This is a genomic window from Hydrogenophaga sp. 70-12, assembly GCF_001897365.1.
GTDB lineage: Bacteria > Pseudomonadota > Gammaproteobacteria > Burkholderiales > Burkholderiaceae_C > Hydrogenophaga > Hydrogenophaga borbori.
This window is the reverse complement of the sequence record NZ_MKSS01000164.1, coordinates 1-13522: the sequence shown is the minus strand read 5'-3', so window position 1 is coordinate 13522 and position 13522 is coordinate 1. Positions and strand designations below refer to the sequence as shown.

Genomic DNA, 13522 nt, shown 5'->3' with positions numbered 1-13522 from the left:
GCGGCGTGGAAAGCCAGGGCATGCTGTGCTCGGCGCGCGAGCTGCAGCTGTCCGACAGCCACGAAGGCCTGCTCGAACTCGCCGCCGACGCCGTGGTGGGGCGCGACATCCGCGAGCAGCTGGCGCTGGACGACATGCTGTTCATCCTGAAGCTCACGCCCAATCTGGCGCACTGCCTGAGCGTGTACGGCATCGCGCGCGAAGTGGCGGCCATCACCGGCGCGCCGCTGCAGGCGCCCAGCTTCCCGGCCGCGCCGGTGTCGCTGGACGACCGGCTGCCGGTGCGCATCGAGGCGCCCGACCTGTGTGGCCGCTTCAGCGGCCGCGTGGTGCGCGGCGTGAACACCCGGGCGCAGACGCCGGCCTGGATGGTCGATCGCCTGGCGCGCTGCGGCCAGCGCAGCGTCACCGCGCTGGTGGACATCTCCAACTACGTGATGTTCGAGCTCGGCCGGCCCTCGCACATCTTCGATCTCGACAAGATCCACGGCGGCCTGCAGGTGCGCTGGGGGCGCGAGGGCGAAACGCTCAAGCTGCTCAACGGCAACACCATCGCGGTGGACGCCGGCGTGGGCGTGATCGCCGACGACCAGGCGGTCGAGTCGCTGGCGGGCATCATGGGCGGCGACGCCACCGCGGTGTCCGACGACACCCAGAACATCTACATCGAGGCCGCCTTCTGGTGGCCCAAGGCGGTGGCCGGGCGGTCGCGCCGCTACAACTTCAGCACGGACGCGGGCCACCGCTTCGAGCGTGGTGTCGATCCGTCCACGACGGTCGAGCACATCGAGCGCATCACGCAGCTCGTGCTGGAGATTTGCGGCGGCCAGGCCGGTCCCATGGACGACCAGGTGGCGCGCCTGCCCGAGGCCAAGCCCGTCACCTTGCGCGTGGCGCGCGCGGCCAAGGTCATCGGCATGCCGCTCACGCAGGCGCAGTGCGTGGGTGCGCTGCGCCGCCTGGGTCTGGCCTTGCAGGAGGGCGAGGGCACGGTCACCGTGACGCCGCCACTCTACCGCTTCGATCTGCAGATCGAGGAGGACCTGATCGAAGAAGTGGTGCGCCTCGTGGGCTACGAGCAACTGCCCACCGCGCCGCCGCTGGCGCCGATCACCGCCAAGCTGCGTCCCGAGGCGCGCCGCGGCGCTTTCGCCGTGCGCCGCCAGCTCGCGCAGCTGGGTTACCAGGAGACGATCAACTTCAGCTTCGTCGAAGAGCGCTGGGAGCGTGAGCTCGCGGGCAACGCCGACCCGATCCAGTTGCTCAACCCGATCGCCAGCCAGATGAGCGTGATGCGCTCCTCGCTGATCGGCAGCCTGGTGGCGGTGTGCAAGTTCAACCTCGACCGCCGCGCCGAGCGCGTGCGCCTGTTCGAGATCGGCCGTGTGTTCCGCAAGGACGCGGGCGTGGCCGACAGCGACACCACCGTGGCCGGCTTCGACCAGCCCATGCGCGTGGCCGGCCTCGCGGGCGGGCCGCTGAACGCCTTGCAGTGGGGCGAGAGCGATCGCGGAGCCGATTTCTTCGACGCCAAGGGCGATGTGGAGGCCTTGCTGGCGCCGCGCCGCGCCGAGTTCCGCGCGGCCGAACACCCGGCGATGCACCCGGGCCGCTGCGCGGCCGTGTGGCTGGACGGCCGCTGCATCGGTCACGTGGGCGAATTGCACCCGCGCTGGCGCCAGGCATACGAATTGCCCCAGGCGCCGGTGCTGTTCGAACTGGAACTCGACGCCGTGCTGGCCCGGCCGGTGCCGGCCTTCCGCGCGGTCAGCCGCCACCAGCCGGTGCAGCGCGACCTGGCGCTGGTGGTCGACGAAGCCGTCTCGCACGACGCCGTGATGGCCGCCATCCGCGCCGCCGGCAACCCCTGGCTGCAGGACGCCGTGCTGTTCGATGTCTACCGACCGAAGAAAGGCGCCACGGTGCCCGGCCTGGCGGAGCATGAGAAGAGCCTGGCCGTGCGCCTCGTCATGAACCGTGAGGACGCTACACTGGCCGACGAACAGATCGAAGCCGCCGTGCAGCAGACGCTCGTGTCCCTGCAGCAGCGCGTGAAAGCCCGTCTGCGCGCTTGAGCCCCGACACCGACAAGAAGGAGAACCCGATGGAACTGGCCGTCGAAAGCCTGGAAACCCCCGCCCTCACCAAGGCGCAGCTCGCCGAGCTGCTGTTCGACCAGATCGGCCTGAACAAGCGGGAATCCAAGGACATGATCGACGCCTTCTTCGATCTCATCACCGAGAGCCTGGTCAATGGCACGGACGTGAAGATCTCGGGCTTCGGCAACTTCCAGATCCGCACCAAGGCGGCCCGCCCGGGCCGCAACCCGCGCACCGGCGAACCGGTGGCCATCCAGGCCCGGCGGGTTGTCACTTTCCACGCCAGTCCCAAGCTCAAGGAGCAGGTGCAGGCGGCGGTCATCGGCGGCTGAACGGCGCTGTCGCGCGGCCCGATAGGGGTCGCTTACAACATTTCGCACGAAAAGCCCCGGGGTAGTCCCCGGGGTTTCCTGACTTAGAGTAAATTCAAGCTTCGGTTTCTACCGCCTTGATTTACATGGAAAAATCGCTGCCCCCCATTCCAGCGAAGCGCTACTTCACCATTGGTGAGGTGGGCGAGCTGTGTGGCGTCAAGCCGCATGTGCTGCGCTACTGGGAGCAGGAGTTCACGCAGCTTCGCCCCATGAAGCGCCGGGGCAACCGGCGCTACTACCAGCACCACGAGGTGCTGATGATCCGCCGCATCCGCGAGCTGCTGTACGACCAGGGCTTCACCATCAGCGGTGCACGCAACAAGCTGCAGGAACTGGCCCAGGCCGAGCGCGAGAAGCGCCGCCAGGACGATGAAGATCCGATCGACGTGATCGACCTGGACGCCGTCATCCACGACGACGACACCACCGTGGTGTCGGCCATGGTGTCGCACGCCGCGCCAGCGGCATCGGCCGAACCCACGCTGTTGAGCGACATGCGCCGCGAACTGCTTGAGATTCGTGAGTTGCTTCGGCTATCGGCCTGAGAGCGCGCTTTTTTGCCGGCTATAATGCGAGGCTTGTCGGCGTGTAGCGCAGCCTGGTAGCGCACTTGCATGGGGTGCAAGGGGTCGCGAGTTCGAATCCCGCCACGCCGACCATTAGTACTGACGAAGCCCGCTAGGAACATCCACCTAGCGGGCTTTTTCTTTGCCAAATCAACGGTTTATCCTGCTATGGCGTACAGGGACCGACATTGACAGCCAGCACGGCGCCGGGGAACATACCGGGGAACAAAACCCCGTTTTTCCCCAGACCGGGGAACAACCCCCCCGTTTTGACCGGGGAACGCCCATGCTGACCGACGCCCAGTGCAGAAACGCCACATGCCCACCTGACAAACGGCGGGAGCGCCTGACCGATTCCGGCGGGCTGTACCTTGAGGTTTCGCCAGCGGGGTCGAAGCGCTGGTTTCAAAAGCTGTACGTGAGCGGCAAGGAAACTCGCATGGCGCTGGGCAGTTACCCAGCGGTGACGCTCACGGCGGCGCGCAAAGCCCGCGATGCGGCGAAGCTGAAAAAGGCCGATGGCTTCGACCCAGTGCAAGCGCGCAAGCTGGACCGGCTGAAGCAAGCCATGAGCGAGGGCGAAACCTTCGAGCATGTGGCCCGCGAGTGGTACGGCAAAAAATCTGCGCTGTGGAGTGCTCACCACAAGACGCGCGAGCTTCGCAACCTTGAGAAAGACCTTTTCCCCTGGATCGGCAAGCGGCGCATTGCCGAAGTCGAGCCGGTGGAGTTGTTGCAGACACTTCGACGGGTAGAGGCGCGCGGTTCGCTGGATGTGGCTCACCGGGTGCTCACCACGGCGCGGGGCGTGTTCGCTTACGCGGTGGCCACCGGCAAGGCGGGCCGCAATGTTGCGATGGACTTGAAGGGCGCATTGACGCCACACAAGGGCCGACACTTCGCGGCGCTTACCGACCCGGTGAGGGTGGGCGAGTTGATCCGGGCCATCCGGGGATACAAGGGCGGGCTTGTGGTGCGCGCGGCGCTGCAACTGGCCCCGATGCTGTTTCAGCGACCGACCGAGCTACGCGCGGCGGAATGGTCCGAGTTCGATCTTGATGCGGCGCTGTGGACGATTCAGGCAAAGCGCATGAAACGCACCTACGACGGCAAGGCCAACGGCGATCCGCACTTGGTGCCATTGCCCACGCAGGCCGTCGCGATCCTGCGCGAATTGCACCACCTCACCGGCGACGGTGTGCTGCTATTCCCTGGCGAGAAAGGCCGATCCATCCCGATCAGCGACAACACACTGCGCGCGGCGCTGTTGACGCTGGGCTATGGCCCCGATGTGCAAACCGTCCACGGCTTCAGGGCCACGGCGCGCACGCTGTTGGATGAGGTGCTGGAGTTTGATCCGCTGGTAATCGAGGCGCAATTGGCGCATGCGGTGAAGGATGCCAACGGGCGTGCCTACAACCGCACCACCTACCTGAAGCAACGCGCAGACATGATGCAGCGGTGGGCGGACTACCTGGACAAGTTAGCTGCCGGTGCTGATGTGATTCAACTGAATCGCGCCGCTTAGCCTGCGCACGAGTATCGATTTACATCAGGCATTGGCTACCAAAGACGTCCATTGCCTGATCGGGAGAAGTCACGTTAAACTCCGCCCGCCGAGAAAGGCCGGGTGTTCTGGCCAACAGCAAAAAGGGGCACGTCGAAAGATGGCGGAGCTATGTCCCGATGCTTTGAAACCACCAGTTCTGGTGGCTTCCTAGTTCTTGTCCTGTATAGCGGACAACACATCGCGACAAAGAAAGACAAGTGTGTTACTCTTCGCTCCGGCGGAGCGAGGTGCGTCTTTTTGTCACCTTCCCATACCGCCGATGATCAATGCCGACAGAGCCGCTGTGTTGGCGGTAGAGCAAAAAGAGGCGCCCCATTTTGGGGATTAGTCACGCCTGTAGAAATCGAAGCCGATTGCACGCACTGCTGAGTGTGTCGCGCGGCGATTCTTCCGGGCTACTGCAACTTACCGCAGCAGTTCCTACGTTCCCTCCCGGCGATATGGCTTCTGAAGGGGGGGTGATCCACTGCATGACGGTGGCCACCCGTTGCTTAAGCCTTGCTCGCTCTAATTTTCCCTGTACCCCTTTCCTTGGGGCGTTAACTCTTTGAAAGCCCGCGATCTGCGGGCTTTTTGTTTGTATCTGTCACTTTGATGTGATCGACTGAATTTGCCCGCAAGGGCAAAACCGTGACCGGCTAACTCGCAAGGGTGGCCGGTTTTTTTATGCCCGCATGGTTTTGCCCAGCGGGCTTTTTTTTGCTTACTCACTATGTCACTACTACGTATGCCGGCCGTCAAGGCCGAAACCGGGCACCGCTCGCACGCGAGTATCTACAACGCTATCAGGGCGGGACTTTTCACCAATCCCGTACCCATCGGACAAAGGGCCGTAGGCTGGCCCGATGATGAGGTGAAGGCCATCAACGCGGCGCGAGTTGCTGGCGCAAGCGATGAGCAAATCCGGGCGCTGGTGAAGCAGTTGCACGCAATGCGGGCGGAAAAGCTGGCCGTGCTGATGGCGGCTTGAGGGGGTGGACATGGCGATCAACACCACCCCAAAAGAAATGCCCACCGGGGACGGCAATCCCACGGCAGGCGGCGCGATCAACGATCTGGATTTTCCCACCGGCGAGCGAAACGACAAAGCGTTTTCCCGGCTGCGCGCGGCGTTTGAGTTGCGTGGCCATTCGCTGCACCGCACGGACCCGGCCGACGGCAAAGTGACCTACTGGGTCGAACGCTGGGGGTTGGTGCGCTACCTGCCCACCTTGCACGACGCGGCGCAATTTCTGGCACAGATCGGGGGCCGGTTGTGATGGTTGCGACCGACCCCATAGAACAATTCCGCGCCGAAATCCTGGCCGCTGGTTTAACCCCACCGGATGACATAGTGGCCGATGGTCGATTGCACCGCTTTCCCACCAATGGGCGGCGTGGTGACGCTTCTGGCTGGTACGTGTTGCATGGCGATGGCATACCCGCCGGGGCCTTCGGGTGCTGGCGCAGTGGCCGGCAATCGAGCTGGTGCGCGAAGGCCGACAACGACATGACGGCGGCTGAGCGCGAGGCCCACCGGCAACGGATCAGGGCCATGCAGGCGCAGCGCGAGGCCGAACATGCCCAGGTGCAGCAGCAGGCCCGCGAGGCGGCGGCGCTCGCCTGGAAGGTCGCAACGCCGGCCACCGGGCATGACTACCTGACCCGCAAAGGCATCGAGGCCCACGGCGTGAGGTGCAGCGGGCACCACCTGCTGATCCCGATGCGCGACACGTCGGGCATGCTGCACAGCCTGCAAAGCATCGCACCGGATGGAGTGAAGCGCTTTCAACCCGGCGGGCGGGTGAAGGGCTGCTATCACGCCATTGGCAAGCCTGACGGTCTGTTGATCGTGTGCGAGGGCTACGCCACCGGCGCGAGCATTCATGAGGCTACCGGGCACGCTGTGGCCGTTGCCTTCAATGCGGGCAACCTGCGGGCCGTGGTTGAGGCGCTGCGCGACAAACACCCGGCGCTGAAAATCATCATGGCCGCTGATGACGACGCACGCACCCCCGGCAACCCGCGAGCGTGAGCAATGGGCGGCGGCGCATGAGGCATGGGAGCTTGACGCCAAGGTGGCCAAACTGGCCGCAGAAGCCAACGAGAAACAGGCGCGTGCGCTGGCCATCAAGGAACCGACCAAGGCCCGCGCGATGCTGGCCCCGGTGGATGCGCCCGAGGAACCCACGATGCGGCGCTATGTCGTCAACGACGCCACCGTGGAAAAGCTGGCCGACCTGTTGACGGTGAACGCATGGGGCCTGCTGGTGTACCGCGATGAAATACACGGCCTGCTGTGCAGCATGGATCGCCAAGGGCAGGAAGGGGCGCGGGGCTTCTACCTGACCGGCTATGACGGCAACCAAGGCCACGCGGTTGACCGCATCGGGCGCGGCGAATCGTTTGTGCCGCGCGTGTGCCTGGCCATGCTGGGGGGCATTCAACCCGGCAAGTTGCAGAGCTACGTGCGCGAGGCCGTGGCCGGCGGTGGCTGGGGCGTGAGACCGTGCAATCCGGCGATGCATTGGGCCGTGGCAGGCCCAGCGAGCGCTACCTGTTGCACCCCATGCTGTTGAAGGGGGGCGCGTGATGGGTGGCCCTCAGTGAATCGGATCGGAACTGGGCACACAGAAGCTGTCCTGCCTCATTGGGCCCAAATCTGACCATTGCGTGCTTGTCTCGGGAGTTGAATGCGCTGAAGGCTGGGATGCCTACGCTTGATCGACTGAGTGCTGAGAACCGTGCGTGGGTGCAGCAGTCCTGCCCGCAAAGTCTCGGGCCAAGCATTTACAGGTCTTGTGCTGAGCGCGAGATACGTGCGCTTACGTCGGGAGTAACACCGCCGAGAGCACATCCTGCGCCGCCGACAGCACAGTACCCCCAGGGCGCGGTGCCGCGTGTTGGTGGAGTGCGGCGTGCTGACGCATACCCAATCGAGGTGTCCCACAACGACGAGTTGTTCGTAATCAACGGGGAAAAGTTCGAGGCAAAAACCTATTGCTTCAACATGGAAGAGGGAGACGACGTGATGTTCCTGGAAGGAAGCCCTTTTGGGGTCTGCGTGAGCGCGACATTGCTCAATCTCCGAACCCGCAACAAGTGCGAGGTGTGGTGCGAGTAGTGCTTGCACCGGCGGCTTGTGGTCTGCTGGCGACATGCTGCCGCAGACTTGCTGGCCGTCGCCGCAGCACTGATTCAACGGTGCGGAGAGCAGGGTATCGAGGCTTCGACCGGGGAACAAATCGGGGAACGAAATCGAAATCCTGCGCTTTGATGTGTTTTAAATCAATGCTTTAGGTGATTCCTTGGAATCCCGCCACGATTTATGCGAAAGCCCGTCATCTTGCGATGACGGGCTTTTTCTTTTGTCTCGGGCGCCCGCGCTTCAGCGCAGCACCTCCAGCAGGCGGTCCAGTCCGCCGGTTTCGATGGACACCATGGCCTGTTCGCGCACGGCGGGCTTGGCGTGGTAGGCCACGGACAGGCCCGCCGCGCCCATCATGAGCAGGTCGTTGGCGCCGTCGCCCATGGCAATGCACTCCGAGGGCTCGATGCCCAGCAGCGAGGCCACCTCCAGCAGGGTGCGCCGCTTCTCGGCGCCGTCGCAGATGTCGCCCCAGGTCTGGTCGACCATGCGGCCCGTGAGTTCGCCGCAGTTCGCGCCGCTCGCGATCTCCAGCACGTTGGCGCGCACGAAGTCGATGCCCAGCGTGTCGCGCACACGGTAGGCGAAATAGGTGAAGCCGCCAGAGACCAGCAGCACCTTGAGTCCGGCGTCCTGGCAGGCGCGCACGAGTTCGGCCGCGCCGGGGTTGATGCGCAGGCGCTCGACCAGCACCTGCTCCATGTCGGCCACGGTCACGCCCTTGAGCAGGGCCACACGACGGCGCAGGCTGTCCTTGTAGTCGGTGATTTCGCCGCGCATCGCGGCCTCGGTGATGGCGGCGACCTCCGCCTTCTTGCCGACCACGTCGGCGATCTCGTCCACGCACTCGATGCTGATGAGCGTGGAATCCATGTCGAAGGCGATGAGCTTGAAGTCGCGGAGCTTGAGCGGCGGCGTGAAGCCACGCACGGTGAGGCCGGGGGCGATGGAAGTGGCGGGGGCGGTCATGCGGTTTCGGTGGTGGTCTTTTGGGGTTGGCCCAGGGCGCGCAGCACGTCGCGCACGAGTTGCACGCGGTCCTTCACCTCGGGCAGCGCGCGCTCGATGCGCAGCTTCTCGTTGCCCGCCAGCTTGATGTGCTTGTGCTTCTGGATGAGCTCGACGATGCGCATCGGCTCGATGGGCGGGTTGGGTTTGAAGGTGATGTTGATCACGCCCGGCGCCGCGTCGACCTTGGCCACGCCATAGGGCGCGCTGAGCACGCGCAGGCGGTGCACGTCGATGAGGGTCTGCGTCTGCGCCGGCGGCTTGCCGAAGCGGTCGACGATTTCCTCCAGCAGGGCATCGACCTGCTCGGCGCTGCGGGCGGTGGCCAGCTTTTTGTAGAAGCTCAGGCGCAGGTGCACGTCGCCGCAGTAGTCGTTGGGCAGCAGGGCGGGGGCGTGCAGGTTGATGTCGGTGGTGACGGACAAGGGCGCCAGCAGGTCGGGTTCGCGGCCGGCCTTGAGGGCCTTCACGGCCTCCGAGAGCATCTCGTTGTAGAGCTGGAAACCCACCTCCAGCATGTTGCCGCTCTGGTTCTCGCCCAGCACCTCGCCGGCGCCACGGATCTCCAGATCGTGCATGGCCAGGTAAAAGCCGCTGCCCAGTTCCTCCATCTGCTGGATGGCGTCCAGCCGCTGCGCGGCCTGTTTGGTGAGGCCTTCGATCTCGGGCACCAGCAGGTAGGCGTAGGCCTGGTGGTGGCTGCGGCCCACGCGGCCGCGCAGCTGGTGCAGCTGCGCCAGGCCGAACTTGTCGGCGCGGCTCATGACGATGGTGTTGGCCGTGGGCACGTCGATGCCGGTCTCGATGATGGTGGAGCACAGCAACAGGTTGTACCGCTGGGCCACGAAGTCGCGCATCACGCGCTCCAGCTCGCGCTCGGGCATCTGGCCGTGCGCGACGGCGATGCGCGCCTCGGGCAGGATCTCTTCCAGCTTGGCCTTGCGGTTTTCGATGGTTTCGACCTCGTTGTGCAGGAAGTAGACCTGGCCGCCGCGCTTGAGCTCGCGCAGCACGGCCTCGCGGATGACGCCGTTGCCTTCGTTGCGAACGAAGGTCTTGATGGCCAGGCGGCGCTGCGGGGCGGTGGCGATCACGCTCAGGTCGCGCAGGCCCTCGAGCGCCATGCCCAGGGTGCGGGGGATGGGGGTGGCGGTGAGCGTCAGCACGTCGACTTCGGCGCGCAGCTGCTTCATGGCCTCCTTGTGGCGCACGCCGAAGCGGTGCTCCTCGTCGATGATGAGCAGGCCCAGGTTCTTGAACTGGGCTTTCTCGCTCAGCAGCTTGTGCGTGCCAACGACGATGTCCACCGAGCCGTCGGCGATGCCCTTCATGGCCGCCGTGATTTCCTTCTGCGATCGGAAGCGGCTCATCTCGGCGATCTTCACCGGCCACTTGCTGAAGCGGTCCACCAGGGTCTGGTAGTGCTGTTCTGCCAGCAGCGTGGTGGGCGCGAGGAAGGCCACCTGCTTGCCGCCGGTCACGGCCACGAAGGCCGCCCGCAGCGCCACTTCGGTCTTGCCGAAGCCCACGTCGCCGCAGACCAGGCGGTCCATGGGCCGCGGGCTGATCATGTCCTGCACCACGGCGTGGATGGCGGCGCGCTGGTCGGCGGTTTCCTCGAAGCCGAAGTCGTTGGCGAAGGCCTCGTAGTCCTGCGGTGAGTAGCGGAAGGCGTGGCCTTGGCGCGCGGCGCGGCGCGCGTAGATGTTGAGCAGTTCGGCGGCGGCGTCGCGCACCTGCTCGGCGGCCTTGCGCTTGGCCTTCTCCCACTGGCCGCTGCCCAGCTTGTGCAGCGGCGCCTCGTCGGCGCTGACACCGGTGTAGCGGCCGATGAGGCCGAGCTGACTCACGGGCACGTAGAGCACGGCCTTGTCGGCGTATTCCAGGTGCAGGAACTCCTGCAGCGCGGGCGTGCCGTCGGCGTTTTTCTCGCCCATGTCCAGGTTGATGAGCCCGCGGTAGCGGCCGATGCCGTGCGCCGCGTGCACGACCGGGTCGCCCACGTTGAGTTCGGACAGGTCCTTGATGAGCGCGTCGACGTCGCTCACCTGCTCCTGCTTGCGGCGCCGGCGTGTGGTGGGGCCGGCGGCGAAGAGCTCGGTCTCTGTGACGAAGTCGATGCCGGCTTCCAGCCAGGCGAAGCCGGTGGCCAGGGCGGCGGTGGCGATGCCGGCCTTTTCCTCGCTGGCCTGGAATTCGGCCAGGCTGTCGAAGGCGGGCGGGTTCAGGCCGCTGGCGCGCAGGAAGTCGAGCAGGCTTTCTCGGCGGCCGTCGCTTTCGGCCAAGATCAGCGCGCGCTGCGGGCTGGCGCGCAGGTGGGCCTGCAGCTTGGCCAGCGGTTCGTCGGCGCCGCGCACCACGGCCAGATCGGGCAGTGCCTGGGCGAATGCGCTGTCGCTCACGTCGCTGGCGCCCGGGCGCATCACCACCTGGGCATGCGCCTTGGCCCGGGTGAAGAACTGCTCGGCGTTGAGGAAGAGGGCGTCGGGCGGCAGGATGGGGCGGTCGGGATCGCCCTGCAGCAGGCGGTGGCGCTCGCGCGTGTCCTGCCAGAAGCGCTGGAAGGCGGGCTCCAGCTCCCCGTGCAGCACCAAGGTTGCGGCCTCGCCAAGGTAGTCGAACACCGTGGCGGTGTCCTCGAAGAACAGCGGCAGGTAGTACTCGATGCCGGCGGTGGCCACCCCGTTGCCCATGTCCTTGTATAGGCGGCTCTTGGTCGGATCGCCTTCGAGCAGTTCGCGCCAGCGGCTGCGAAAGCGCGCGCGCGCCGCGTCGTCCATAGGGAATTCGCGGCCGGGCAGCAGGCGCACCTCGTTCACCGGGTACAGGCTGCGCTGGCTGTCGGGGTCGAAGGTGCGGATGCTGTCGATCTCGTCGTCGAACAGATCCACGCGGTACGGCACCGGGCTGCCCATGGGGAAGAGGTCGATGAGGCCGCCGCGCACGGCGTACTCGCCGGGACTCACCACCTGTGTGACGTGCTGGTAGCCCGCGAGCGTGAGCTGGCCCTTGAGCCGCGCCTCGTCCAGCGATTGCTTGACCTTGAAGTGGAAGGTGTAGCCCGCCAGGAAGGACGGTGGCGCGAGCCGGTAGAGCGCCGTGGTGGCCGGCACCAGTACCACGTCGGCGCCGCCGTCCTGCGCGCGCTGGGAGATGCGCCACAGGGTGGCCAGGCGCTCGCTGATGAGGTCCTGGTGCGGCGAGAAGGTGTCGTAGGGCAGGGTTTCCCAATCGGGAAACAGCGTGGTGCGCAGATCGGGCGCGAAGAAGGCCAGCTCGTCGATCAGGCGCCGGGCGTCGTTCGCGTCGGCCGTGACGATGGCGGTGAGCCGGCCGTCGCGCTGTTCGCGCTCGGCCAGGCGGGCCAACCACAGCGCGTCGGCCGAGCCGCCGGGGTGGGGCAGGGTGTGGCGCTTGCCGGGGCTCAGCGCGGGCAGGGTGAGGGACATTCGGTCGGTACCAACAATGCAAATACCCCCGGTCGGATCGGGCCGGGGGTGTGGGTGAATTCTAGAATGGCGGCGCCCATGAGCGCTGCTTCCCCTTTCCACGCCCCATCGTCCTTGCCCCGCTGCCATGCGCTGCTGCCTTGCGCGGGCACCGGTTCGCGCGCGGGCGCGCCGCTGCCCAAGCAATACCAGCCCATCGCGGGGCGGCCTCTGGTGCAGCACACCCTGGCTGCGTTGCGCGGCGTGACGAGGCTGGATCGGATCGTGGTGGTGCTGGCGCCCGACGATGCGCACTGGCCCGGCGATGTCGACGGCGTGCTCGCCCTGCGCCGCGGCGGGGCCACGCGCGCCGAAACCGTGTTCAATGGCCTGCAGGCCCTGCGCGAAGCCGGCGTGCCCGATGCCGATTGGGTGCTGGTGCACGACGCCGCGCGCTGCCTGGTCACGCCCGAGGAGGTGACGGCGCTGATCGAGGCCTGCGCCAGCGACCCGGTGGGCGGCCTGCTGGCGCTGCCGTTGCCGGACACGCTGAAGGACGAGGTGGACGGCCGCGTGGCGCGCACCATCGAGCGCCGCCACAAGTGGCTGGCACAGACACCGCAGATGTTCCGCCTGGGCGAACTGCTGGACGCGCTGTTGATGGCGCGAGCCACCGGCTTCGAGGGCATCACCGACGAGGCCAGCGCCATCGAGCGCACCGGGCGGCGCCCGCGCCTGGTGGAAGGGCGCGCCAGCAACATCAAGGTCACCTACCCGTACGACTTCGCCTTGGCCGAAGCCATCCTCAGGAGCCGCACATGAACGCCATCCGCATCGGCGAAGGATGGGACATCCACCGCCTGGTTACCGGTCGCCCACTGGTGTTGGGGGGGATCACCGTGCCGCACACGCATGGCCTGCTGGGGCATTCCGACGCTGACGCGCTGCTGCATGCCATCACCGACGCGCTGCTCGGCGCCGCCGCGCTGGGCGATATCGGCCGCCACTTTCCCGACACCGACGAGCGCTTCCGCGGCGCCGACTCGGGTGCGCTGCTGGCCGAGGCCGCTCGGCGCGTGCGCGCCGAAGGCTACGAGATCGGCAACCTCGACAGCACCGTGGTTGCGCAGGCGCCCAAGCTGGCGCCGCACATCCCGGCCATGGTCGAGCGCATCGCCGCCTTGCTCGACTTGGCGGTGGGCCAGGTGAACGTGAAGGCCAAGACGGCCGAGAAGATGGGGCCGGTGGGGCAGGGCGAGGCCATCGAGGCCCGCGCCGTGGCCTTGTTGTTCAAGGTCTGAGCGGCAGACGCCGGGCGGCGCTCAGCCCGGCGCGCGGCGCAGCTTCATG

Annotated in this window: 13 protein-coding genes and 1 tRNA gene; 12 read left to right on the top strand and 2 right to left on the bottom strand. The window is 66.4% G+C overall.

What is annotated here, in order from left to right:
* The 10 genes from pheT to BGO22_RS09920 form a co-directional block, all read left to right on the top strand.
* A partial coding sequence (gene pheT / locus BGO22_RS09965; protein ID WP_286850559.1) for a phenylalanine--tRNA ligase subunit beta occupies positions 1 to 2075 on the top strand: 2075 nt, incomplete at its 5' end.
* Positions 2076 to 2104: 29 nt separating this feature from the next.
* Positions 2105 to 2431, top strand: coding sequence for an integration host factor subunit alpha (locus BGO22_RS09960; RefSeq protein ID WP_009517529.1), 327 nt, complete (start codon positions 2105 to 2107; stop codon positions 2429 to 2431).
* A gap of 125 nt (positions 2432 to 2556) precedes the next feature.
* Positions 2557 to 3018: a MerR family transcriptional regulator gene (locus BGO22_RS09955; protein ID WP_070399975.1), complete on the top strand. Its 462-nt coding sequence runs from the start codon at positions 2557 to 2559 to the stop codon at positions 3016 to 3018.
* 37 nt (positions 3019 to 3055) lie between these two features.
* A tRNA-Pro gene (locus BGO22_RS09950) sits at positions 3056 to 3132 on the top strand.
* Between the two features lie 193 nt (positions 3133 to 3325).
* Positions 3326 to 4567, top strand: a complete 1242-nt coding sequence (locus BGO22_RS09945; RefSeq protein ID WP_070399976.1) for a tyrosine-type recombinase/integrase — start codon at positions 3326 to 3328, stop codon at positions 4565 to 4567.
* Positions 4568 to 5336: 769 nt separating this feature from the next.
* Entirely contained in the window at positions 5337 to 5579 is a 243-nt protein-coding gene (locus BGO22_RS09940; RefSeq protein ID WP_254668181.1) for a helix-turn-helix transcriptional regulator, read from the top strand.
* Between the two features lie 10 nt (positions 5580 to 5589).
* On the top strand, positions 5590 to 5868 hold the full coding sequence (locus BGO22_RS09935; RefSeq protein WP_070399977.1) for a hypothetical protein: 279 nt from the start codon (positions 5590 to 5592) through the stop codon (positions 5866 to 5868).
* Entirely contained in the window at positions 5868 to 6623 is a 756-nt protein-coding gene (locus BGO22_RS09930; protein WP_286850551.1) for a toprim domain-containing protein, read from the top strand. The genes BGO22_RS09935 and BGO22_RS09930 overlap by 1 nt, the downstream gene beginning before the upstream one ends.
* Entirely contained in the window at positions 6586 to 7167 is a 582-nt protein-coding gene (locus BGO22_RS09925; protein ID WP_286850549.1) for a DUF3987 domain-containing protein, read from the top strand. Before BGO22_RS09930 ends, BGO22_RS09925 begins: the two co-directional genes overlap by 38 nt.
* Positions 7168 to 7529: 362 nt before the next feature.
* Entirely contained in the window at positions 7530 to 7712 is a 183-nt protein-coding gene (locus tag BGO22_RS09920; protein WP_286850546.1) for a hypothetical protein, read from the top strand.
* Between the two features lie 264 nt (positions 7713 to 7976).
* Here the strand turns inward: BGO22_RS09920 and serB are convergent, their stop codons facing one another.
* Together serB and mfd are read right to left on the bottom strand one after the other, a co-directional pair.
* The gene (serB, locus tag BGO22_RS09915; RefSeq protein ID WP_070399980.1) at positions 7977 to 8705 is read right to left on the bottom strand and encodes a phosphoserine phosphatase SerB; all 729 of its coding nucleotides are present in this window, start codon (positions 8703 to 8705) and stop codon (positions 7977 to 7979) included.
* The gene (mfd, locus tag BGO22_RS09910) at positions 8702 to 12193 is read right to left on the bottom strand and encodes a transcription-repair coupling factor (protein ID WP_070399981.1); all 3492 of its coding nucleotides are present in this window, start codon (positions 12191 to 12193) and stop codon (positions 8702 to 8704) included. The genes serB and mfd overlap by 4 nt, the downstream gene beginning before the upstream one ends.
* 78 nt (positions 12194 to 12271) lie before the next feature.
* On the opposite strand from mfd, the gene ispD reads away from it, so the two are divergent.
* Complete coding sequence (ispD, locus tag BGO22_RS09905) at positions 12272 to 12994, top strand: 2-C-methyl-D-erythritol 4-phosphate cytidylyltransferase (RefSeq protein WP_070400116.1); 723 nt, start codon at positions 12272 to 12274, stop codon at positions 12992 to 12994.
* Entirely contained in the window at positions 12991 to 13473 is a 483-nt protein-coding gene (gene ispF, locus BGO22_RS09900) for a 2-C-methyl-D-erythritol 2,4-cyclodiphosphate synthase (RefSeq protein WP_070399982.1), read from the top strand. The genes ispD and ispF overlap by 4 nt, the downstream gene beginning before the upstream one ends.
* Positions 13474 to 13522 lie beyond the last annotated feature (49 nt).